General features: G+C 60.3%; 23 protein-coding genes. 13 read left to right on the plus strand and 10 right to left on the minus strand.

Features of this window, described 5'->3' with window-relative positions:
• Positions 1–3 precede the first annotated feature (3 nt).
• The 3 genes from hpaI to IB265_RS20000 are packed head-to-tail and all read right to left on the minus strand — an operon-like array spanning position 4 to position 2,477.
• Positions 4–771: a 4-hydroxy-2-oxoheptanedioate aldolase gene (hpaI, locus tag IB265_RS19990; protein WP_112996593.1), complete on the minus strand. Its 768-nt coding sequence runs from the start codon at positions 769–771 to the stop codon at positions 4–6.
• Between the two features lie 8 nt (positions 772–779).
• Complete coding sequence (hpaH, locus tag IB265_RS19995) at positions 780–1,562, minus strand: 2-oxo-hept-4-ene-1,7-dioate hydratase (protein ID WP_112996594.1); 783 nt, start codon at positions 1,560–1,562, stop codon at positions 780–782.
• A 21-nt stretch (positions 1,563–1,583) separates the two neighbouring features.
• On the minus strand, positions 1,584–2,477 hold the full coding sequence (locus IB265_RS20000; RefSeq protein ID WP_112996595.1) for a dioxygenase: 894 nt from the start codon (positions 2,475–2,477) through the stop codon (positions 1,584–1,586).
• A gap of 315 nt (positions 2,478–2,792) precedes the next feature.
• On the opposite strand from IB265_RS20000, the gene IB265_RS20005 reads away from it, so the two are divergent.
• From IB265_RS20005 to IB265_RS20055, 11 genes are all read left to right on the plus strand, one after another.
• Positions 2,793–3,500, plus strand: a complete 708-nt coding sequence (locus IB265_RS20005) for a GntR family transcriptional regulator (protein WP_246806000.1) — start codon at positions 2,793–2,795, stop codon at positions 3,498–3,500.
• On the plus strand, positions 3,501–4,334 hold the full coding sequence (locus tag IB265_RS20010; protein ID WP_112996597.1) for a sugar phosphate isomerase/epimerase: 834 nt from the start codon (positions 3,501–3,503) through the stop codon (positions 4,332–4,334). It begins immediately after the preceding gene.
• A gap of 75 nt (positions 4,335–4,409) precedes the next feature.
• On the plus strand, positions 4,410–5,078 hold the full coding sequence (locus IB265_RS20015) for an amino acid ABC transporter permease (protein WP_112996598.1): 669 nt from the start codon (positions 4,410–4,412) through the stop codon (positions 5,076–5,078).
• Positions 5,079–5,089: 11 nt separating this feature from the next.
• The gene (locus IB265_RS20020) at positions 5,090–5,740 is read left to right on the plus strand and encodes an amino acid ABC transporter permease (RefSeq protein WP_112996599.1); all 651 of its coding nucleotides are present in this window, start codon (positions 5,090–5,092) and stop codon (positions 5,738–5,740) included.
• A gap of 52 nt (positions 5,741–5,792) precedes the next feature.
• Positions 5,793–6,635 carry a transporter substrate-binding domain-containing protein gene (locus IB265_RS20025; RefSeq protein ID WP_112996600.1) on the plus strand — a complete coding sequence of 281 codons (843 nt, stop codon included), beginning with the start codon at positions 5,793–5,795 and terminating at the stop codon, positions 6,633–6,635.
• A 64-nt stretch (positions 6,636–6,699) separates the two neighbouring features.
• The gene (locus IB265_RS20030) at positions 6,700–7,422 is read left to right on the plus strand and encodes an amino acid ABC transporter ATP-binding protein (RefSeq protein ID WP_192495142.1); all 723 of its coding nucleotides are present in this window, start codon (positions 6,700–6,702) and stop codon (positions 7,420–7,422) included.
• 12 nt (positions 7,423–7,434) lie between these two features.
• Positions 7,435–8,310 (plus strand): shikimate dehydrogenase, encoded by an 876-nt coding sequence (locus IB265_RS20035; protein WP_162728148.1) that lies wholly within the window; start codon positions 7,435–7,437, stop codon positions 8,308–8,310.
• Positions 8,311–8,335: 25 nt separating this feature from the next.
• Positions 8,336–8,704: a 5-carboxymethyl-2-hydroxymuconate Delta-isomerase gene (locus tag IB265_RS20040; protein WP_113736926.1), complete on the plus strand. Its 369-nt coding sequence runs from the start codon at positions 8,336–8,338 to the stop codon at positions 8,702–8,704.
• A gap of 27 nt (positions 8,705–8,731) precedes the next feature.
• Positions 8,732–9,181, plus strand: coding sequence for a type II 3-dehydroquinate dehydratase (gene aroQ, locus IB265_RS20045; protein ID WP_112996602.1), 450 nt, complete (start codon positions 8,732–8,734; stop codon positions 9,179–9,181).
• An 18-nt stretch (positions 9,182–9,199) separates the two neighbouring features.
• Positions 9,200–10,240 carry a Gfo/Idh/MocA family protein gene (locus IB265_RS20050; protein WP_112996603.1) on the plus strand — a complete coding sequence of 347 codons (1,041 nt, stop codon included), beginning with the start codon at positions 9,200–9,202 and terminating at the stop codon, positions 10,238–10,240.
• 697 nt (positions 10,241–10,937) lie between these two features.
• The gene (locus tag IB265_RS20055; RefSeq protein ID WP_192495090.1) at positions 10,938–11,372 is read left to right on the plus strand and encodes a hypothetical protein; all 435 of its coding nucleotides are present in this window, start codon (positions 10,938–10,940) and stop codon (positions 11,370–11,372) included.
• A gap of 312 nt (positions 11,373–11,684) precedes the next feature.
• On the opposite strand, the gene IB265_RS20060 is transcribed toward IB265_RS20055, so the two are convergent.
• From IB265_RS20060 to IB265_RS20070, 3 genes are read right to left on the minus strand one after another with little or no spacing between them, the layout of a single operon-like run.
• Complete coding sequence (locus IB265_RS20060; protein WP_057251577.1) at positions 11,685–12,467, minus strand: SDR family oxidoreductase; 783 nt, start codon at positions 12,465–12,467, stop codon at positions 11,685–11,687.
• 15 nt (positions 12,468–12,482) lie between these two features.
• Complete coding sequence (locus tag IB265_RS20065) at positions 12,483–13,679, minus strand: aminotransferase class V-fold PLP-dependent enzyme (RefSeq protein WP_309140398.1); 1,197 nt, start codon at positions 13,677–13,679, stop codon at positions 12,483–12,485.
• Positions 13,673–14,152, minus strand: coding sequence for a RidA family protein (locus IB265_RS20070; protein WP_057251578.1), 480 nt, complete (start codon positions 14,150–14,152; stop codon positions 13,673–13,675). The genes IB265_RS20065 and IB265_RS20070 overlap by 7 nt, the downstream gene beginning before the upstream one ends.
• 87 nt (positions 14,153–14,239) lie before the next feature.
• On the opposite strand from IB265_RS20070, the gene IB265_RS20075 reads away from it, so the two are divergent.
• Both IB265_RS20075 and IB265_RS20080 read left to right on the plus strand, forming a co-directional pair.
• Positions 14,240–15,196: a LysR substrate-binding domain-containing protein gene (locus IB265_RS20075; RefSeq protein ID WP_256436660.1), complete on the plus strand. Its 957-nt coding sequence runs from the start codon at positions 14,240–14,242 to the stop codon at positions 15,194–15,196.
• A gap of 561 nt (positions 15,197–15,757) precedes the next feature.
• Positions 15,758–16,852, plus strand: a complete 1,095-nt coding sequence (locus IB265_RS20080; protein WP_192495091.1) for a GSU2403 family nucleotidyltransferase fold protein — start codon at positions 15,758–15,760, stop codon at positions 16,850–16,852.
• Between the two features lie 334 nt (positions 16,853–17,186).
• On the opposite strand, the gene IB265_RS20085 is transcribed toward IB265_RS20080, so the two are convergent.
• The 4 genes from IB265_RS20085 to IB265_RS20100 form a co-directional block, all read right to left on the minus strand.
• Positions 17,187–18,620 carry an aldehyde dehydrogenase family protein gene (locus IB265_RS20085; protein ID WP_192495092.1) on the minus strand — a complete coding sequence of 478 codons (1,434 nt, stop codon included), beginning with the start codon at positions 18,618–18,620 and terminating at the stop codon, positions 17,187–17,189.
• Between the two features lie 62 nt (positions 18,621–18,682).
• A complete protein-coding gene (kdgD, locus tag IB265_RS20090) occupies positions 18,683–19,591 on the minus strand; it encodes a 5-dehydro-4-deoxyglucarate dehydratase (RefSeq protein ID WP_192495093.1) in 909 nt (302 codons plus the stop codon).
• Positions 19,592–19,669: 78 nt separating this feature from the next.
• Positions 19,670–20,875: a pyridoxal phosphate-dependent aminotransferase gene (locus IB265_RS20095; RefSeq protein ID WP_192495094.1), complete on the minus strand. Its 1,206-nt coding sequence runs from the start codon at positions 20,873–20,875 to the stop codon at positions 19,670–19,672.
• A gap of 72 nt (positions 20,876–20,947) precedes the next feature.
• A complete protein-coding gene (locus IB265_RS20100; RefSeq protein ID WP_112997247.1) occupies positions 20,948–22,585 on the minus strand; it encodes a hydantoinase B/oxoprolinase family protein in 1,638 nt (545 codons plus the stop codon).
• Positions 22,586–22,595: the final 10 nt, after the last annotated feature.

Here is a 22,595-nt window from a genome sequence, read left to right on the forward strand (position 1 = left end):
CGGTCACTGTTGCCTGAATTTCGCTGCCAGCGCCTCCGTTCCGCGTGCGAGAAGGCCAGCGTCGATACCGACCGCGGTAAAGCTGGTGCCAAGTTCGATACAGCGTGCAGCGAACGTGGTGTCCGGCGTCAGAATGCCGGCCGGCTTGCCGAGAGCCGCAAGGCGACTGATCGCATCCTCGACGGCAGCCACGACCTCGGGATGGCCGGGCTCCCCCGGATGTCCAAGGCTGGCGGCAAGATCGGCCGGGCCGATGAAGATACCATCGACGCCATCGACTGCGGCAATGGCTTCAAGTTCCGCGAGTGCCGCACGGGTTTCCAGTTGCACAAGAAGACACAGTTCTTCTTCTGCTCGCCTGGCGTAGCCGGCGACACGCCCAAAGCGCGTCGCCCGCGTCAGCCCCGATACGCCGCGAATACCGGCAGGTGGGTATCGCATGGCGGAGACCGCAGCTTCGGCTTCCTCCCGATTCTGCACATAGGGAATGAGCAACGTCTGCGCGCCGATGTCGAGGTATCGCTTGATCAGCACCGCATCGTTGCTGGCAGGGCGCACGATAGGCGAAACGTCGTAGGCCGCAACTGCCTGCAATTGCGGCAAGACCGTCAGCACGTCGCCGGGTGAGTGCTCGGTATCGAACAGCAGCCAGTCGAATCCGGAGGGCGCGACGATTTCGGCGGCATAGCTGCCCGGGAGGCTGCACCAGAGACCGATTTGCTGCCTTTTCTCGGCAAGTGAACGCTTGAAGCGGTTTTCCGGAAGATTCATGACACCACCTAAAGGAATGAAACGCTGAGCGCGCCGATCGGACCGTAATCCGCCTGGATGACATCGCCGGCGGCGATATCGACGGGCCGCGTGAACGAGCCCGCCAGCACGATCTGCCCCTTCTCCAGTTTGCCGCCAACCGCATGGAGCTTGTTGACGAGCCAGGCGACACCCGCTGCGGGATGTCCCATGACGGCAGCCGAAACGCCGGATTCCTCGATGATCCCGTTCTTCGAAAGTGTCGCCCCGATCCATCGGATATCGACATCCATCGGCCGGATTACACGACCGCCGACGACAATGGCGCCGAAGGCTGCATTGTCGGCAATGGTATCGGTGATCGCACGGGGAACTTCGGTCCTGTAGTCGATGATTTCGAGCGCCGGCACAATGAATTCGGTGGCGCGCATGACGTCGTAGATGCGGGTGTTCGGGCCTTCGAGATCCTCGCCCATGATGAAGGCAAGTTCAACTTCAAGGCGCGGCTTGATGAAGAGGTCGGCCCTGATCTGGGCGCCGTCGTTGAACAGAGCATCATCGAGGATGCGCCCGTAATCCGGCTCGGTCATCTTCGATGCCATCTGCATGGCCCGCGATGTCAGGCCGATCTTGTGGCCCGCGACGCGCGCACCTTTGGCAATCCTGCCTTCCGCCCAGAGGTCCTGGATGCGATAGGCATCCTCGATCTCGATGTGCGGATAGGTCTTGCTGAGCTGCGGGATCGGCACGCAGTTTTCCTCGGCCGCCAGCAATGCCTGTGCCGCGCTGCGGCGTTCTTCATCCGTCAACATGGATGTGGTTCTCCCGTTTGTTTATTTGATTGGTGCGCGCGGCAGAACCGCTTCGCCGGGTTCCATCACGTATGTGTATTCCAGAGAAAACCAGGGAACGTTCACATTCGCATCATCCGGATGCGGTTCGTCATGCTCCACGAAATCGCCCGTGAGTGCCGACGTCACCCCGAATTGCACGTCCGTATCGATATGCGGATCGCTCGGGTCGAAAACCTGCGAGATGAGGGTCTTGTAGCCCTCCTTGAAGATAAGCGCGTGCAGATGCGCCGGGCGATAAGGGTGACGTCCTTGCGTCTCCAAAAGCCGACCGACGACACCGTCCACCGGGATCGGATATCCGATCATCTTCACCGTGCTGAACCAGAAGCGGCCCTCCGCATCTGTCGTGAATTTACCTCGCAGATTCATTTCGGCCTGATCGGGATCCTGGTTCTCGTAGAGGCCGACGGGCGAGGCATGCCAGACGTCCACTTCGGCGCCGGCGATCGGACTTCCGTGTCGGTCAACAACCCGGCCCCGCACAAACAGCGGAGACCCGGGCGTATCCGAACGGATAATGGTGCCGCCGTTGTCGACCCGCGGTGAGTTGAGGCGCCAGAAGGGGCCAAGCAGCGACTGGGAGGTTTCCGTCTGTCCCCGATCGCCGTTGTTGAGCAAGCAGACCAGCGTCGAAACGCCTAGCGAGCCCGACATCAGGACGAACTCGTTATGGCTGTCTGTTTGCAATTGTCCGATTTCGTTGAGGACCGCCGTGGCATCGCGAAACTCCGGCTCCGTCAAGCGGACTTCACGAACAAAGGCGTGCAGATGCTTCACCAGCGCCGTCAGAATCTCGCGAAGCCGGTGATCCGAGGTCTGCTCCATAGCCGTCAGAACAGCCGCCGTCACATCCTCTTGGGTCCGTATCACCATCTCACACCTCCCTGTGGGCGTGCCTGTTTTGATAAATCATCGATTATTTGTCAAGCCGCCAGAGCTTAAGGCGGGAGACATTTTCGTTCAGTTCTCTCGATAGAGCCCCGATGACCATCAATTAGTGATTGATTTAATTGTCTAAAATGTCATTCTGGCAATTGCTTCTGAAGATCTAGCTCCATATTTTACCAAAACTGTTTGACAATAATAATCGTTTATTATATCGATCGTCGATAATGAGATCCACCATCGGAAACGTGGCGGATCAATCTGGGAGGATGTCAATTGCGATCAGGGCCTGGAAGCCTCATTTTGGAAAGCGGCGCGGAGGCGGCAACGCCATCCTTTCCGGATGACGGCAAGAACACGATCGCCAGTCAGTTGGTGTCGCGATTGCGCGAGGCGATCATTTCCGGCGAACTCGAAGCAGGCAGCAAGATCAATCTCGATCGCGCAAAACAAAGCTTTAACGTCAGCCTCAGTCCTTTGCGGGAGGCGTTGGCGCGTCTGATTTCAGACGGGTTGGTCGAGTTCGAAGACAATCGCGGCTACCGCGTGTCGCCCGTTTCGCTGTCGAACCTCGAAGAGATCACCAGTTTGCGCTTGGAATTCGAAACCTATGCGCTGCGAGAATCGATGCGTGTCGGCGATGTCGAATGGGAAGGCAATGTCATGCGTGCGCTGCACCGCCTGAACCGGGCGGAACGGGATGCCTCGAAACCCGAAACGCTTGAGCAGTGGGAAGCCGTTCATCGGGAGTTTCATCTCACTTTGATTTCGGGCTGCCGTAGGCCGCTGCTTCTCAACTTCTGCAAGACCATGCTGAACCTGAACGACCGCTACCGGCGCACCTTTCTTACCCGCACATCCGGCGACCGAAATGTCAGTGTTGAGCACAGCGAAATCGCACAGGGAACGGTGGCGCGGGACATGGACTATGCCTGCGATCGGCTGCGCGAACACATCCATCGCACCGGCACAAATCTGCGACGGCATCTCGCTGAAAAGGGAATTGCCTGAATGGAGACCCGGGAGGAGGAAACAATACCAGCCAAGATTTCAGTGCCGTCGCTGGGGGTCGCGCATTTTTCCGCGATTGATGTCGAGCCGGCGAAATTTGTGTCGCTCGCAGCCGCAGCTGGTTTTTCCTCGATTGGTCTGCGCCTTCATCCGGCATTTCCCGGCGCTCCTTATTATGATCTGCCGGTGGGAAGCGATGCCGCTCGAGACGTCAAAGCCCGTCTGAATGGGGAAGGAATCTCGCTTTACGACATCGAATTCGTCGTCATCGGGCCGGACTTCGATCCCGTTGATCTGGCGTCAATGCTTGAAGCCGCAAGCGCGCTCGGCGCGCGACGTCTCAGCGTTTGCGGCGACGACCCGGATCGGGGGCGGCTTGTCGCCAAATTCGCGGCGCTTTGCGACTTCGCGGCCACGTTCGGCATGGGCGTCGACCTGGAGAACATGGGTTGGCGCACTGTCGCCAGCTTTGATGACAGCCTGACGATCGTGCAGGATTCGAACCGGGACAACGCCGGCGTGCTGATCGATGCGCTGCACTTCTTCCGCAATGGTGGGCAGGCGAACGACGTCTCTTCTGCCCCTCCAGGCATGATCAGGAGCATTCAGCTCTGCGACGCCCGCGGACCCGCGCCGAGAGCGGCGGATCAAATGGTCAGTGAGGCCAGAACGGGACGTTTTGCGCCGGGGCTGGGTGAGCTTCCCGTTGAGAGTCTGATGAGGGTGCTGCCCGCAGGCGCTGCGGTCTCGGTGGAGGTGCCTATCCATTCCAACCAGACGCCGGAGGAGCATTTGCGTCACCTTAACGATGCCGCCCGTGCGTTGACCGGCTAAGCACGAGCAACAGCGCAACAGCTGATACGACACGGAGACAGGCAGAGGAGCCTGTCGGCGGAGAGAGATATTGTCATGAATTACGTGCTGGATTTCAGCGTTGTCTTCGAAAAGATGCCCGACCTGCTGATGGCAGCGCTGGCAACGATCGGTCTTGCCTTAGCCGGCATGTCGCTGGCGCTGGTGATCGGCGTGATCGGCGTCGCGGCCCGGACATCGAATATTCGTCCCTTGCGCGCGGCCGTCATCGCCTTCGTCGAAGTGGTCCGCAATACCCCTTTCCTGGTGCAGATCTTCTTCATCTTCTTCGCCCTGCCTATGATGGGCATTCGCCTCAATCCCACCGTTACCGCGATCATCGCACTGGCCATCAATGGCGGCGCCTATGCTATCGAAATCATTCGCGGCGGTGTCGACAGCATCCACAAGGGGCAGGTCGAAGCCGGCCTGGCACTCGGCCTGCACATGGCGCAGGTCTTTCGCCTCATCGTCCTGAAGCCGGCGCTTCGGGCGATTTACCCCTCGCTGACCAGCCAGTTCATCATGCTGACGCTCACCACATCGGTCTGCACGTCCATCGCGGCTTACGAGCTGACCTCCGTCGCACAGATTATCGAGTCCGACACGTTCCGCAGCTTCGAGGTCTATTTCACCATCACGCTGATGTACCTCGCCATCTCCTGGATGATGATGGGACTGTTCGCGCTGATCTCCCGTCATTTCTTCAGCTATCCGGTACGGTGAGGAGCAGGACAATGGGTGTGATCGGCCAAAACGAGATGCTTTTCCTGCTGCAGGGTCTGAAGTGGACATTGCTTCTGTCTGCGATCGGCTTCATCGGCGGCGGCATTTTCGGACTCATCATCGCGCTTGCCCGAACGTCCGGACGATCCGCGCTCCGCAAGACGGCGGCGGGCTATATCTCCGTCTTCCAGGGAACGCCCCTGCTGATGCAGCTCTTCGTCGTCTATTACGGGATCGCGCTTCTCGGCATCAGCATCGAGGCATGGGCGGCTGTGGCCATCGCCTTTACGCTGCATGCCAGCGCCTTTCTCGGGGAGATCTGGCGCGGCGGCATCCAGGCAATCCCGAAAGGCCAGACGGAGGCAGCCAATGCGCTGGGCCTCCACTATGTGTCGCGGATGAAGGACGTGGTCCTGCCGCAGGCGTTCAAGGTCTCGCTGCCAGCAACCGTCGGTTTCCTCGTCCAGCTCATCAAGGGCACCTCGCTTGCCGCGATCGTCGGCTTCATCGAACTCGCCCGCGCCGGACAGATCGTCTCGAACCAGACCTACAGGCCGCTGCTGATCTTCGGCATCGTCGGCGCGATCTACTTCATCATTTGCTGGCCCCTTTCTCTCTACGGGGCCCGGCTCGAAAATCGGATGGCAAAGGCCGCCCGGTAAGTCGGCAATCCAACAAACACTCAAGCTCTAATCAACCAAGGAGGAGAAGGTAATGATCAGCAGCTTCAAGACCGGCCTGAAGCGCCGTGGAATTCTGTTCGCAGCCGCAGCGCTGATGATGGCCCCGTGGCTATCGCCGATGTCTGCCCAAGCCGCGACGGTGGATGAGGTCAAAGCCAAGGGCAAAGTCGTCGTCGGCATTCAGGGCGACAACGCTCCCTGGGGCTTCGTCAATTCCAGCGGCGTTCAGGACGGCTTCGACGCCGATATCGCCAAGCTTTTCGCCAAGGAGCTGGGCGTAGAGGTCGAGTTCGCACCGCTCGCGGTCGCCAATCGCATTCCGGCGCTTGTCACCGGCAAGGTCGATATCCTGTTTGCCACGATGGCGATGACGGAGGAACGAGCGAAGTCCATCCAATATAGCAAGCCGTATGCTGGCAACACAATTTCGCTTTACGGACCGAAGGACAAGAAGATGGCCGAAATCGGCGATCTCGCAGGCCTGGAGATCGGCGTTCCAAAGTCAAGCTCGCAGGATAAGGCCGTGACCACCGCTGTCGGCGATAAAGCGACCGTCCGGCGTTTCGACGATGATGCCGCTTCCATCCAGGCGCTGCTTTCCGGCCAGGTGCAGGCAGTCGGCGGCAACCAGTTCTACCTCGACCGTCTGGAAGCAGCCAGTGCCGGCACATATGAACGCAAGATCGATTTCCTCACGACATTCAATGGCGTCGGAACACGACTTGGCGAGAAGGACTGGAATGAAACCGTCAACGCCTTCCTCGACAAGATCCTGGCGAACGGCGAGCACGCCAAAGTCTATGCGAAGTGGATGAAGGTGGAGGTTCCGAAGTTCCCCGAGTCCCTCCCGAACATCCCCTTCACCATCAACTGATACATGTTCTGCGCAGGAGATCGCCGTGCTGCACGCCGCTGACACTCAAAGCCCGCTTCTTTCGATGGAAAGCGTGGATAAATGGTACGGCGCATTCCATGCGTTGAAGAACATCAACCTAACGGTCCGTAAAGGCGAGAAGATCGTGCTCTGCGGACCGTCCGGATCCGGTAAATCCACGCTGATCCGCTGCATCAATGCGCTCGAGAAAATCGAGAACGGCACGATCATGGTCGAGGGGACGAAGTTGGATGACAGCGGCAAGTCGATCGACGCCGTCCGGCGCGAAGTCGGCATGGTGTTTCAGAGCTTCAACCTCTTCCCGCATACGACCATCCTTGAAAACTGCTCGCTTGCGCCGATGCGCGTCCGTGGCACCAGCAAGGCGGATGCCGAGAAAATCGCCCGTAAATACCTCGAGCGCGTCCGCATTCTCGACCAGGCCGACAAGTACCCCGCCCAGCTTTCCGGCGGACAGCAGCAGCGCGTTGCCATTGCGCGTGCGCTGTGCATGGAGCCGAAAGGCATGCTGTTCGACGAGCCGACCAGCGCACTTGATCCTGAGATGGTCAAGGAAGTCCTCGACACGATGATCGGTCTGGCCAGAGACGGCATGACGATGATCTGCGTGACCCATGAAATGGGCTTTGCCCGGCAGGTGGCCGACCGCGTGATCTTCATGGCTTCCGGCGAGATCATCGAAGAGGCACCGCCGGAAACCTTTTTCCGCAATCCGACGCATCCGCGCACCCAGGCTTTCCTCGGCGAAATCCTGGCTCATCACTAAGGCGACCCGCATATGACTGTTTCAAACGAAACAATGAAGCGCGCCGTGTTGGTGGGACTGATCGGCGCGGACATCCAGATGTCGAAATCCCCCGCCCTGCACGAGCGCGAAGGCGCACTTCAGGGCCTCGACTATCGCTATGAACTCCTTGACCTTGCGGAGCGCGGCCTTCCGGCCACCGCCCTGCCTGACCTTCTGGCGGAAGAGGAAGCCCGCGGTTTCGCCGGCAGCAACATCACCCATCCCTGCAAGCAGACGGTAATTCCACATCTGACAGATATGTCCGAGGACGCGCTCATGCTCGGCGCGGTCAACACGGTCGTCTTCAAGGATGGAAAGCGGACCGGCCACAACACGGACTGGTATGGCTTTTATGAAAACTTTCGGCGCGGCTTTCCTGACGTCCCGCGGCATCGGGCTGTCCTTTTAGGCGCCGGCGGCGCCGGCGTCGCGGTCGCACATGCCGCGATGAAACTCGGCATCGAGCGCCTGTCGATTTTCGATCAGGATGTTTCCCGTGCGGGCCGACTGGCCGAAGATTTGAACAGCCGGGTTTCTGCCGAACGGGCTTTTGCGATCACCGATGTGGGCGAAGCTATGCGGAGCGCCGACGGGCTCATCCACGCGACGCCCATTGGAATGAAGAACCATCCCGGGCTGCCGATCGAGGAAAGTTGGCTGGCACCTCGTCATTGGGTCGCCGACATCGTCTACATGCCGTTGGTGACCGAGCTTCTGGCGCTTGCCACCCGCATTGGCTGCCGCACCTTGCCGGGAGGCGGGATGACGGTGTTTCAGGCGGCTGCGGCATTCAAGCTCTTCAGCGGTATCGAACCCGACGCCGAACGCATGAGCAGCCATTTCACCGACCTGTGCAAAGCTTCCTGATCCAGGCTGGCGAAGGAGGGACAGGATGCCGCACATCGTGATCGAATACAGCGAGGGAGCCGGGAGCCGCATCGACATGCCGGCGCTGGTGAAGGCCGTTCATCGCAGTGTGCGTGACAGCGGCGCAGTCAAGTCGAATGCCGTGCGCACCTTTGCGCGCGAGGCCACGCATTCTCTGGTCGCCGACGAGCATCCAGCCAATCAGTTCGTGCAGATCATCCTGCGCGTCGCGCCCGGACGCTCGGCGGCCGAAAAGCGAGCGATGTTGCAGATGGTCTATGACGCAGCCGAAAGCGTCGCACGTCCGGCACTCGATGAGGGGCGCTGCGCTCTGCGTGCCGATCTTATCCAGTCGGATCCCGATTTTGCGATCCATGAGACCACACTGCCGTGACCCTCCGGCAATTCGAAAGGAAGAAGAATGAGCCTGATCTACGTCCTCAACGGCCCGAACCTCAATCTGCTTGGCAAGCGCCAGCCAGATATCTACGGCCACGAGACGCTCGCTGATGTCGAAACCGATTGCCGCAGGCTCGCCTCTGAACTCGGTTACGACATCCGCTTTCACCAGAGCAATCGTGAATACGAAATCATCGACTGGATCCACGAAGCCCGCGAGGACGGGGCCGGCATCGTCATCAATCCAGCCGCCTTCACCCATACCTCCGTCGCCATTCTCGACGCGCTGAACACCTTCGAGCAGCCGGTGATCGAGGTGCATATTTCCAACGTCCACAAGCGCGAAGCCTTCCGCCATCATTCCTTCGTTTCGCACCGCGCCGATGGCGTGATCGCCGGTCTTGGCACAGAAGGCTATCAGCTTGCGATCCGCCGGGTGGCAAGCCTGATCACGTCTGCCGAGAAGAAGTGACGGCGAGGGGTTTTCGACATGGATCGGAAAGTAAGGCTTGCGGTGCTCGGCGCCGGCCTGATCGGCAAGCGACATATCCAGCATGTGCTTGCCGAGCCGCAGGCGGAACTTTTGGCTGTCGTCGATCCAATGCCGCCGCTCGGGCAGCAGATCGCGCATGAATCTGGCGCTAAATGGTTTCCGAGCTTTGCGGCAATGATCGAGACGGATCGTCCCGACGGCATCATCGTCGCGACGCCCAACCAGGTCCATGTTGCCAACGGTCTCGAAGCCGTTGCCGCCGGGGTGCCGGCGCTGATCGAAAAACCGATTGCCGATGATATTGCGGCCGGTGAAAAGCTGATCGGCGCGGCGGAAGCCGCCGGCGTTCCGCTTCTGGTCGGGCACCATCGCCGCCACAATCCGATGATCCAGAAGGCGAAAGAGATCATCGACAGCGGCGCGCTTGGCCGCATCCTCGTTGCCAACGCGATGTTTTGGCTGTTCAAGCCGGACGACTATTTCGACATGGACTGGCGGCGCCAGGCCGGAGCCGGCCCCATCTTCCTCAACCTGATCCACGACGTCGACAACCTGCGCTACCTTTTCGGCGACATCGTTGCCGTCCAGGCGAGCGAATCCAGCGCCGTCCGCGGCAATGTCGTCGAGGAGACCTCAGTGATCCTGATGGAATTCGCGAGCGGTCTTCTTGCGACGGCTTCCGTTTCGGACTCCGTCGTCGCACCCTGGAGCTGGGAGATGACGGCGGGTGAAAACCCAGCCTACCCGAAAACGGAAGAGGTATGCTATCTGATCGGCGGGACGCACGGATCCCTGACTATCCCGTCGCTCGACGTGTGGAAGAACGGCATAAAACGCAGCTGGTGGGAGCCCTTCGAAAAGCACCGCGTCGCCGTTCAGGACGAAGACCCGCTGGTGCTGCAGATCCGGCAATTCTGCAAGGTGATCCGTGGTGATGAAGCGCCGCTGGTCAGCGGGCGCGAGGGGCTGAACACATTGAAGGTCATTATGGCCGTCAAGCAATCCGCAGCAAGCGGCGAACGCATCGTCCTAGACTAAGCATGACGGCCAAATTCAGCGTGGGGATCACCCCAAAGATCTGGTAGGTGTCGTTTTGAAGGCTGACATCGGTGTTCAGGCGTTTGTCGCGCTTCTGACGGCTGCATTCGTGGTCTCGATGAGACAATTATCTAAAACACCCTGTTCTTGAGAGGAATCGAACGTGCGGCCCTGTCATTTCTAAGCCGGTCAGACTGCAACTCGCGCGTTACGCAATCCGTCCGGCCACAGAGCGGCGTCTTCGTCCAAGCTACATACGGTCAGCCATAAGACGAGCATAGAGAGCAGCTGCGAAGTCGGCAGGCAGTGCGCAGGCAGCCAGCTTGGCCTCGCTGCTCCTGCCCAGCAGCGCAAGGCATGCCGCCTCGTTCGGTAGCGCGTCCTTGATCGCACCCGCCAACAAGCATTTCCTTACACACGCGCTGGATACAGACAAGCAACGATCTTTCTCGACCGGTGAAAGCCCGATGCTCCTGAAACATTCCCAACGGGCTGCACGGAATCTGCAAATCCGGGCGGCATGCTGTTGTCATGACCCAGACCGAGATTTTCTTCCCCTTCCCCCGAGTTCCATATCGCCTCCGCAAAGACGGATGGTGGCTGCTTTCGCAAGCCAATTGCACGCCCCGCCTTTCCGGTCGCGAGGGCGCGCGAGAATTCGCCACGGCCGGCGACAGCATCAAGGAGATAACAGTTGATGACATCAATCGATAACGCCGTCATTCAGGATCGGAGCGGAAACGCCAGCGCAGTCGTCGGACTTGTACTTGTGGCGCTGGCCGACGCCCTGCTCTTCCAGCGGCCGCTCGGCATCAATGCATTTCTGTTCACCATGGCCGTGGCGGTCGGGATCCTGGTATCCGGCGCCCGCCGCCTGACAGCAGCAGCAGCCGTCGCCCTGGCGGGGGCGTCATTCGCCGCATGCGCGCCGCTGCTGGAGGCGCCATCCGTCCTGGGTGCCCTGTCTTCTTTCGCTAATGAAAATTGTAGAACTCGCCCTGCTTGCAGCTCGAGTTCAAGTGAAAGCAACCCCATTTGGGCAATAGATTTCGCCGAGTTACGCAACCGACTGAATCTTAGCCCGTGTGACGACTTCCCCAAAGTGCCTCGATTGCAATTTATGATATATTAGAAATATGTTGTCAACTAGAGTTTGCGACTGCACGACTATCCTGGATTGATCCAACGCGGCAGGCGCGGACGCCAAAGACCTTGTTTTTTTCTGCCCGCAGGGCCTGCGTGAGGCGGTCGCTCAAAAAGAATAGTCGGGTCAGGTGCGGATCACCGGACAGGTGATGCTACAAAGGAAAGTCCATCTGGACGCCGCACGGGAACGACCTCTGAGTGAGTGTCGTTCCCGTTCGGGTTCCATCCATTATGTCGTCTGTCTGCGAGCATGAATTGCAGTTAGCGAAATGGGCCGCATGCCGCGAGACGTTGGAACTCAAGCAAGCGTCGACCTGAAAGCGCCACCGTCGAGCAGGATATTCTGGCCGACAATATAGCCTGCGTACTGGCTGCAAAGAAATGCCGCGGTAGCGCCGAACTCCTCAATCGTGCCGAAGCGCCCGGTCGGATTCTCCGCATGCGCCTCCTGCCGCGCCTGGTCGATTGAGATGCCCTTCATTTCTGCCCTTCGCTGGAGAAGCACGGCTACACGATCCGTCTCATGCGACCCTGGTAGGAGGTTGTTGATCGTTACGCCATGTTTCGCGACTTGCCTCGCCGTCCCTGCCACGAAACCGGTCAGTCCGCTGCGCGATGCGTTGGACAGGCCCAACTCCGGGATCGGTGACTTTACTGATGCGGAGGTGATGTTGACGACGCGCCCCCAGCTCCTACCGATCATGCCGGGCAGAACCGCTTTCATCAGCAAGATTGGGGTCAGCATGTTGGCGTTCAGTGCGTTCAACCATTCATTCGTCTCCCAATCAGACCATAGCCCAGGCGGCGGTCCCCCTGCATTGGTGACGAGGATGTCGGCTTTCGGTTCCGCTTCGAGAAGCTCTTGCCGTCCTTCCACGGTCGTTACGTCGGCGACCACGGCATAGACTTCGGCGTTTGCCAATTCGCGAAGCTCCCTCGCGGTGGCCTCCAGCGTGTCCCGGCTACGACCGTTCAGGGTAACGATCGCGCCCGCCTCCGCAAGCTTCTGCGCCACGCCTCTGCCCAGCCCTTTTGAACTCGCGCAGACGATCGCACGCTTGCCCCTTATTCCCAGATCCATCGCAGTTCCGTCCTTCTATTGGTTTGCATCTTTTGCGATTTGTTCAACCGCATAGACGAGGCCATCGACCTCCCCCGCGGTATTGAAGTAACTGACCGAGGCTCGGGCTATTTCCTGTAGTCCGCGCGCGGTCATGTCGAAGGGCGTGTAGGGTATGCCGTTTGCCCCGATTGAGATACTCTTCTCGGCTAGCTTGCTTCTCACAACCGATGCCGAAATTCCCTCCACGGTGAAAGAAACAAGGCCCGACTGTTTCTCCCCGAGATCGCGCACCTCAACCGCCGGAATGCGCTTCAACCCTTCCCGAAGCTGGGTTGCCAGGAGGGCGATGCGGACTTGGATCGCCTCGACACCCAACTCTGAAGCCAGCGCGATCGCTTCGCCGAGCCCCAGGAGCAGTGATATAGGCGCTTCGGATGTTTCGAATAGACGGGCGTCTTTCCTCAACTCGACCTTTCCATTCACCAGAGGGCCGGAGCTCACATCGACGAAACGGGGATTGAGCTTCTCAAGGAACTTAGAGCGAACGTACAAAAGAGCCGTTCCGCGCGGCCCTCTAACGTATTTCCTGCCGGCCGCCTTGAGAACATCGCAACCTATCCTCGACACATCGATAGGGAGCTGACCAAGTGCCTGCCCGGCATCGACGAAGTATGGGATGCCAGCCGCGTTGGCCACCCGCCCGATGGCTTCGGCGTCGTTTATCAGTCCCCCGTTGGCAGGAAGCCATGTAAGCGAGATCATGCGCACCTTGTCGTCGATCATTGCGGAAAGAGCGTTCGGATCGACACTGCCGTCTTCCCTGCAGGGAATGGTCTCGATACTTGCCCCGGCATGGCTTGCCGCACGCTGCATCGATGCGACATTACCGCCCCATTCCTGTCGGCCAATTAGAATGCGCTCGCCCGACCTCAGCTGTGGCAACGCGGCAAACACGTTCCCCCAAAGGGCAGACCCCGATCCACCGAACGCAACCTCGCCTTCGTCGGCGCCGATGAACTTGGCAGCGTTGGTACGAAGCATCGCGAGTTCGTCCGCAACCAGTGCGGCAGCTTCCATCGGACCTCGCGTCGATTCCAGCATCAAGTGTCCGACAATTGCTTCGGTGACCCGCCTCGGTGGGAGCGAAGCTCCGGCGTGATTGAAGTGCCTCCGCTCGGCGCAGCCGGGTGTGTCGTTGCGCAGGCTGTCGATTTTTGCGTCGGTCAGCACCTGGTCTCCTCCAGTTCCACAACCGCATCGATCTCGACGGCTGCCCCCGAGGGAAGCGAACTGACACCAATGGCGGCCCTCGTGTGCTGCCCGGCTTCGCCGAACACCGCAACCATCAGGTCGGAGGCACCGTTTGCAACCTTCGACTGATCCTTGAACTCGCTCGTTGCCGCGACGAATACGCCAAGCTTCACGATGCGACGGACAGACGAAAGCGAGCCGTCTGTATTGGCAGCGATCTGTCCGAGAAGGTTGAGGGCTGCGATACGCGCCGCTTGCACCCCCTGCTCGTGAGATATGACCGCACCCAGGGTGCCTGCAATGATCTCACCATCCGGGGCCTTGCTGATCTGACCGGAAATGAACAAGAGGTTGCCCGTGTGGACCACCGAAATGTAGTTCGCAGCCGGAGTAGTCGGTGCGGGCAGTTCTAGGCCAAGAGTAGCCAGTTTTTCACGGATGGAAATCGTCATCGCTTTCTCCTTTTCTTTCTTGCTTCATGAAAGAAATCCGAGGAGCCCGCCAATTCAAAGCTTTGCGCCCTGCGATCGAATTCGTTAATGTCAGCCGTCATTAATCCGCGAGGCATCGGCACGTTGCGCAGTTCCCCATTCCTCCCACCCCTTTCCGCGGCCAGGGTCTTCCAGGTGGTAGCAAATCGAGGGAGCTTTCGATTGGCGGGCGAGGAACTGCTAATTACGCAAAGCGCGGTGAGCCACCACATCAAGCAGCTCGAGAGTGCTCTGGGTACTCCACTCTTTCGTCGCAAGAGTAAGAGCATAGAGCTGACCGAGGCAGGCACGATGTTTCTTGCCACCGTCGACGAGGCCTTCACTGTGCTGTCGGAGGGCACCGCGAGGGTGCGCTCGCGATCCGGGCAGACCAGGTTGCGTGTGAGCCTGCTCCCCTCTTTCGCCGCGAACTGGCTGGTCAACAGACTTGGCGGTTTCCTCAAGAGCCATCCAGCGATCGAACTCGAATTGGATCCGACCCTGCGAATTGTCGATGTAGGGCGCGGAGAAGCGGATATCGCGATTCGATTTGGCGATTTTGGCGCGAGCAAGCAGTCCTGTGTGCACCTCGCAAACGAAGATTTGTCTCCGGTGTTGAGCCCGGCGCTGTACGGAGACGGCTCCCAGTTTCAATCCCCCCTGGACCTTCTCAACCATGAGATACTGCAGGCCAAGAGCGGCCTCGAATGGCAGCTGTGGTCGGAGGCAGCCGGATTTCCACTTGAGAAGGCCAAACAGACCCGCCTGACGGACTACAACATTGTATTGCAAGCTGCTCTTGATGGTCAGGGTGTCGCCATGGGGCGAGGCCTTCTTGTTCGGGAGCATATTCGGACGGGGCGGCTGGTCAGGCCCTTGTCAGCTTCCTTGAGCTCACAGAAAGCAGCGTACTGGGCAGCCTTCGACCCGCTCTCGAGGAAACTTCCAGCGATAGACGCTCTTGTCGGCTGGTTGAAAAACGAGATGACCCTATCGGCGCAGAGAACGTCCGGCACCATTTTTTGATCGATGCAATCGCCGTCCCAGCGGTAAGATCTGCCGGCGGATACCTCTTGGCGCGCCCCACCAAGTATTTCTGCACAATGCCCGAATTTTGGATGAACATGCAGGCCGGCTTTAACCTCAAGACAGAGGAAATTCGTCAAGTTTGTTAAGTTCGTAAACATACGGCGGCATTCGGGTAGTGCAGGTTCGCGTCCTGCCGGGCCCACCATTATCACCTCGAGCGTCACTACCCTGCCCGGCACACCCAGAAGCGATGATCAGTACGGCCCGTATTCGGTGCCATTCATTCCGTGGAATAGAGCTCCTCCTCGCGCGTGTTTAGCATTCCCGCCAATGTGCGCAAGCCGCTGTCGAGCTGATCCATCGTCGGGGTCCCGACGGCGCGCGGTTATAATGCTTTGGCAGAAACTTATAACATTGACAGTTTGCTCACAGCGTTATAAGTTCTTGGCAGAAAATTATAACGGCGACCAAGATGAGCGACCACGACTTTGGTCAAAGGGAAGCGCGCGTCAGGCAGATCGCTGCGCTTGTCGGCGCTTTCAAAAGGACGAAATGCCAATGATGAGAGAGATCGACATCAGCTATCGGACGATGTTCGCGGAGCTGACGCAACGGACGCTCGACGGTCAGTTTTTGGCAGACTTCCCCATGGAAGGATGGTTCGTGACCGTGACCGTCAAAGACCGCAATTACTGGTATTTCGACCTCCCAGATGGCGAGGGCAAATACAAGCGAAGCTATGTCGGTCCAGAAAGCGACGAAGAGATCACGGCACGGGTGAAGGCGCACAAGCAGATCAAGGACGATCTCCGGGAGCGGAGGCGCATGGCGAGCACGCTACGTCGCGCCGGTCTCCCCGGTCCCGACACCTTCGCGGGCGATATCACGAAGGCGCTTGCCGACGCCGGCTTGTTCCGGCTACGTGCGGTGCTGATTGGGTCGGTGGCATTCAGCACCTATGCGGGGATGCTTGGCGTCCGACTGCCCTCGTCTGCCATGCAGACAGGCGACGCGGATTTCGCGCAAGACTTCGCGATCTCGGCCGGGGTGCAGGACAGCCTTCCGCCCATTCTAGATATCCTCCAGTCGGTCGATCCTGATTTCCGGACCGTGCCGCACCAAGCGGACAAAGCCAAGGTGGTCGCCTTCCAGAACGGTAGGGGCTACCGAGTGGAGTTCCTGACTGGAAACCGAGGATCGGACGAATACACGGGCAAGCCGTCTCCCATGCCCGCCCTCGGCGGCGCTTCGGCAGAAAACCTCCGGTTCCTGGACTTCCTGATCTACGAACCTGTCCGCACGGTGCTTCTCTTCCGCGAAGGCGTGAACGTCCTGGTCCCCGCTCCCGAGCGGTATGCCGTCCATAAGCTTATCGTTGCCTCGAGAAGGCTCACTGACACGCTAGGACGCGTGAAATCGGACAAAGACCTGGTGCAGGCCTCCCTACTATTCGAAGCCCTAGTAGAGACGCGCCACGAATACGAGTTAGTCGATGCTTGGGAAGAGGCGTGGGATCGGGGAGATTCTTGGAAGGAAGGCCTTTGCAACGGCCTCTTGAGGCTATCAGCCAAAGGTGTGAAGGCGCTTGGTAAGGCGCTCGGATCGAAGATGCCTGACTTGGAAAAGTTGAGAGCTGATGATCGTTCCAAATGACTTCCCCGGCCACGCAAGCCGCTCCTTCGCGCCGCAACGGCCGTCGGCGTCGCGGATCGCCAGCAACGGCCTCTGGTCTCACGTCGACACGAACAGCGTCCCCGGCGTGCGTTTGTCAGCCTTCCCTAAAGCAGCCACCGTGGGCATCAACGCCGGTGGCCGTGCGGGTGACTAAAAAACCGGCCACGAAAAACAGCATTCCAGTCGATACATTATGCGATTTTGGAAGCACATAACGAGAACGCGCCCACGTCCAGCGTTCACGCAAGACGCCGAATTTGGTTCATGACAGCATTTCTTCAATCAACGAACCCGGACAGCAACAACCAGTCACTTAAGCCAGCGTGTAGGCGGTCTTGACGGTTGTGTAGAATTCGGCGGCGTAGCGTCCCTGCTCGCGCGAGCCGTGGGACGAGCCCTTGCGGCCGCCGAAGGGCACATGGAAATCGACGCCAGCCGTCGGCAGGTTGACCATGACCATGCCGGCCTCGGCATTGCGCTTGAAATGGGTCGCATGCTTGAGGCTGGTGGTGGCGATGCCGGAGGACAGGCCGAAGGGGGTGTCGTTGGCCACCGCGAGCGCCTCGTCGTAGTCCCTGACGCGGATGACGGACGCGACCGGCCCGAAGATCTCTTCCCGCGAAATGCGCATCTGATTGGTCGCCTCGGTGAACAGCGCTGGCTGCAGGTAGAAGCCGGGCGTGTCGCGCTTCAGCAGCTCGCCGCCAAAGGCGAGCTTGGCGCCCTCCTGTTTGCCGATGGCGATATAGTCGGTGTCCTGGTTGAGCTGGCCCTCATCGACCACCGGGCCGATATGGGTGCCGGCCTTCAGCGCGTCGTCGATTGTCAGCCCCTTGATCCGTTCGCCCATTGCGGCCACGAAACGATCGTGAATGCCCTCGGTGACGATGAGGCGGGAAGACGCCGTGCAGCGCTGGCCGGTGGAGAAGAAGGCGGAATTGACCGCCGCTTCGACCGCAACACTGAGATCGGCATCGTCGAGCACGACGAAGGGGTTCTTGCCGCCCATCTCCAGCTGGTATTTGCGATTGTGCTCGACCGAGGCCAACGCGACGCGTTTTCCCGTGCCGGTCGAGCCGGTGAAGGTGATGGCGTGCACATCGGGGCTGTCGAGCATCGCCTGGCCGACGACCGAGCCCTTGCCCATGACGAGGTTCAACACACCCTTCGGCAGGCCGGCGCGGTGGAGAATGTCGACGATGGCCCAGGAACTGCCGGGCACCAGCTCGGCCGGCTTGAAGACGACGGTGTTGCCGTAACAAAGCGCCGGCGCGATCTTCCAGGCGGGAATGGCGATCGGGAAGTTCCAGGGCGTGATGATGCCGACGACGCCGACCGGCTCGCGGGTGATCTCGACGCCGATATTGGGCCGCGCCGAGGGCAGCACCTCGCCGGCCAACCGCAGGCACTCGCCAGCGAAGAAGTCGAAGATCTGGCCGGCGCGCACGGTCTCGCCGATGCCTTCGGCAAGCGTCTTGCCTTCCTCGCGCGACAGCAGCCTGCCGAGCTCGTCCTTGCGGGCGAGGATCTCGTCGGCGGTCTTCCTCAGGATCGCGTGGCGCTCGAGGATGCCGGAGTGCGACCAGGCCGGAAACGCTTCCTTTGCAGCGGCGATCGCGGCGCGGGCATCGTCGGCAGAGGCGCGGGCATACTCGCCCACCACGTCGTTAGTGTTCGAAGGGTTGATGTTCGCAACCCCGTCGCCACCGACCCATTCGCCGGCAATCAGGTTCTGGTGGATGGTCATGGGCTTTCCTCTTTTTCATTCTACGACGAGGGCCGCCTCCGCGCGAAGGCGGCCCACTTTTCTCACTGACGCTTATGTTTTCCGATAAGGGTTTCCATCATAGCCATTTCCTCTGGTGTCAGGTCATGGAGTGGCGAGCGAACCGGACCGGCATCGAAGCCCTGGAGCCGCACCCCGGCCTTGATGGCCGAGACGGCATAGCCCTTCGCACGGCTACGGATCGCCATGAACGGATAGAAGAAATCAATCAGGATTTTCTCGCACCTGGCGCGTTCGCCCGCGCGCAATGCCTTGTAAAAATCCATGGCGAGGCCGGGCACGAAGTTGAAGACCGCCGAAGAATAGGTGGTAAAGCCTGCACCAAGGTAGGCCTCAGCGAAGAGTTCGGCCGTCGGCATGCCGCCAAGATAGGTCAAGCGGTCCCCCATCTTGGCTGTGATCTGCCGCACGAGGCCGATGTCGCCGGTGCCATCCTTGAAGCCGACGAGGTTCGGGCAAGCGTCGCAAAGGCGCGCCAGCGTATCGGCCTGCAGAACGGAATTGTCGCGATTATAGACCATCACGCCCATACCCGTGGCCTGGCACACGGCCTTGATATGCCGGTAGAGCCCTTCCTGCGGCGCATCGATCAGGTAGTGCGGCAAAAGCAGGATGCCGTCTGCGCCGGCCTTTTCGACGGACTTGGCGATCGAGACGGCGATATTGGTGCCGTAGCCGCAACCCGAGACGATCGGCGTCTTGCCGGCGGCTTCCTTGGCCACGCGGACGATCTGCGGAATTTCCTCCGGCGCCAGCGAAAAGAACTCCCCCGTACCACCAGCGGCAAACAGCGTGGCCGCCTCGAAGCCGGAAAGCCAGTTGACGTGTTCGGCATAGCTTTTGGCGTTGAAATTGCCCTCCGCATCAAAATGCGTCACCGGGAATGAAAGCAGACCGGCGCCAAGCGCATGTTTCAATTCTTCAGTTTTCATGGGTGTGACCCTCCTTTGAAGGAAGCATCGGGGAATGCCGATGCCCCTGGTTGATCTGGTTGGCTGGGGGACGCTTCCTCAGGCCGCGAGCGACCGCACCATCGCGGCAAGGCGGTCGAAGGCACCCTCCAGCTCGCGGTCGGAGGCCGCAATTGACAGGCGGATGAAACCGGGCGCGCCGAACGCGGCGCCGGGTACGCTCGACAGGCCGAACTGTTGAAGCAGATGGGAGGCAAGGGCCATGTCGTCGGCGATCACCGCTCCTTCCGCCGTCGTCCGGCCGAGCAGCTTTGTAACGCCGATGAAGGCATAGAAGGCGCCATCCGGCGGGGTGAACTCGAGCTTGTCGATCTGCGCAAGACGCTGCGAAACGATCTTCGCCCGGCCGGCGAAGGTTTCCGCCGCTTTCGCGACGAAAGCCTGGTCACCTGTCAGCGCGGCGAGAGCCGCCACCTGCGCCACCGTCGAGACGGATGTCACGCTCTGCGACTGCATCTTGTTGAGCGCGGCAATCAGGGTTTTCGGACCGGCGGCATAGCCCACACGCCAGCCGGTCATCGCATAGGCCTTTGAGACACCGTTGACGATCAGCGTCCTGTCACGCAGTTCGGGGCAGGCCGACACAAAGGATGCGAAGGGTACGTCCTTCAACAAAATGTGCTCGTAGATCTCGTCCGAGAGCACCAGGATCTGCGGATGGAGGGCGAGCACCTCCGCAAGCGCGCGATATTCATCGGCGGAATAGATTGCGCCCGTCGGATTGGACGGCGAATTCAGCATCAGCCAGCGCGTCTTCGGCGTGATCGACGCCTCCAGCCTCTCGGCGGTGATCTTGAAGCCGGCGTCAGGCCCGCAATTGACATAGACCGGCTCGCCGCCATGCAGGGACACGATATCGCCGTAGGATACCCAGCAGGGCGTGGGGATGATGACCTCGTCACCGGTTTCCAGCGTCGCGAGGAACGCGTCAAACAGGATCTGCTTGGCGCCATTTGCGACCATCACCTCGTCGATGGCATAATCCAGCCTGTTTTCCGTCTTGAACTTGCTGACGATTGCCGCGCGCAGGCTTTCCATACCCGCCGGCACGCCATAGCGCACCCTGCCCTTGCGAATGGCTTCGCAGGCTGCGTCGGCGACGTGGGCTGGCGGCTCGAAATCCGGCTCGCCGAGCGACAGATCGATGATGTCGCGGCCTTCGGCAGCCAGTTTCTTGGCGGCCATGGCGATCGCCATGCTGGGGGACGACTTGATGCCCCCAGCGCGCTTGTTTTCGAACTTCATCTCCGGCTTCCTTGAATTGATCTGGCATTTGGGACAGGACGACGCTCTCGCCTCGCCCGGTCCCCGGGAGGACTATCTGGCGACGACGTAATCGAAAGCACTGTCGCGCTTGGCGGCAGCCGGATCGCGCTTATCGGCCGGACCATAGCCGCCACCGCCGGGAAGCTCGAGGATGAGCCGGCGCCCCGCCGGCACATGCTGCCGTCCCTTCGACGTAAGGCGTGTGCCGTCATCGAGCAGCACGGCTCCGGGGGCACCGTTCTCGCCGCCCTCACGGCCGCGCGCCGGATGCTCGACGCGGTCGAACATGGCGTTGAAATGAATCTCGTGACCTTCGGTCGGCGAGATTTCCACGACCTGGCCAAGGCCGCCGCGGAACTGGCCGGCGCCGCCCGATCCGTCGCGCAGTTCCTTGCGCCAGAAGATGACCGGGCCGACATGCTCCGTCGCCTCGATCGACATTGAGTGCACGCCGCTCGGGAATGCCGTCGCGCTCAGGCCGTCAAGCGTCGAACGCGCACCGGCGCCGCCGCTGTTGAACAGCAGCACTTCGGCGCGCTGACCGCCGTCGGCCGGGGCCTTCTCGCCCTGCAGCGGGCGTACACTGACATGCAAGTTCCAGAGCGCGCCCGCCCCTTCCGCCGGCACGCGGCCCGGCAGTATCTTGTGCACGGCGCCGAGCACGGCATCGGGAACGAGATGGCCGAGGACGTGACGCACAGATACAGGCGCCGGATGCTGCGCGTTGAGGATGCAGTTCTCCGGCGCTATGACGCGGAACGGCAGCAGGGATGCGTGATTGTTCGGAATCTCTGGCGCGATCGAGCACTTCAGACCATAGCAGGCATAGGCTGCGGAATAGATGAACGGGCAGTTGATACCCTTCGGGCTCGGCGGCGACGTGCCGTCGAAATCGGCTAGGATATGGTCGTCGGCCACATCAAGGCGAACGGCGATATCGATCGGCGAGCCATAGCCATCGACGCGCATTACATTGGAATAGGAGCCCTTCGGCAGGGCCGCGATCCGCTCCAGCGTCGCATCGTAGCTGCGATTGAAGATGAAGTCGGCCAGCGTTTCCAGATCCGCAAGATCGAACTCGTCCATCATGTCCATCAGGCGGCGATGGCCGATCTCGTTGCAGGCCGCGAGCGAGTAGACGTCGCCGACCACCTGATGGCTTTCGCGCACGTTGTTGCGGAGAATGTTCACGAGATCCTTGTTGACCTTGCCACGCTCCGCAAATTTCATGATCGGGACGAAGATGCCTTCCTCGTAAACCTCGTTTGCATCCGGGCCGAAGCCACGGCCGCCAACATCCACCACATGCGCGGTGCAGGCGAAGTAGCCGACCAAAGAACCGTTGCGAAAGCTCGGCGAGACGACGGTAAAGTCGTGCAGGTGGCCGGTGCCCTTCCAGGGATCATTGGTGATGTAGACGTCACCTTCGAAGATGTTCTCCGGACCGATATCGCGGATGAAATGGCCGACGGCTTCCGCCATGGCGTTGACGTGGCCGGGCGTGCCGGTCACCGCCTGGGCGATCATCTTACCGCCGCGGTTGAACACGCCGGCGGACAGGTCGCCGGATTCTCGTACGCTGGTGCTGAAGGCGGTTCGGATCAGCGTTACGGCCTGCTCCTCGACCACGGAGATCAGCCGGTTCCACATGATCTGCATGTGGACGTCGGAAAGTGCATTGGTTTTCATGGATTATCCT

This window comes from Ensifer sp. ENS10 (assembly GCF_014852025.1).
GTDB lineage: Bacteria > Pseudomonadota > Alphaproteobacteria > Rhizobiales > Rhizobiaceae > Ensifer.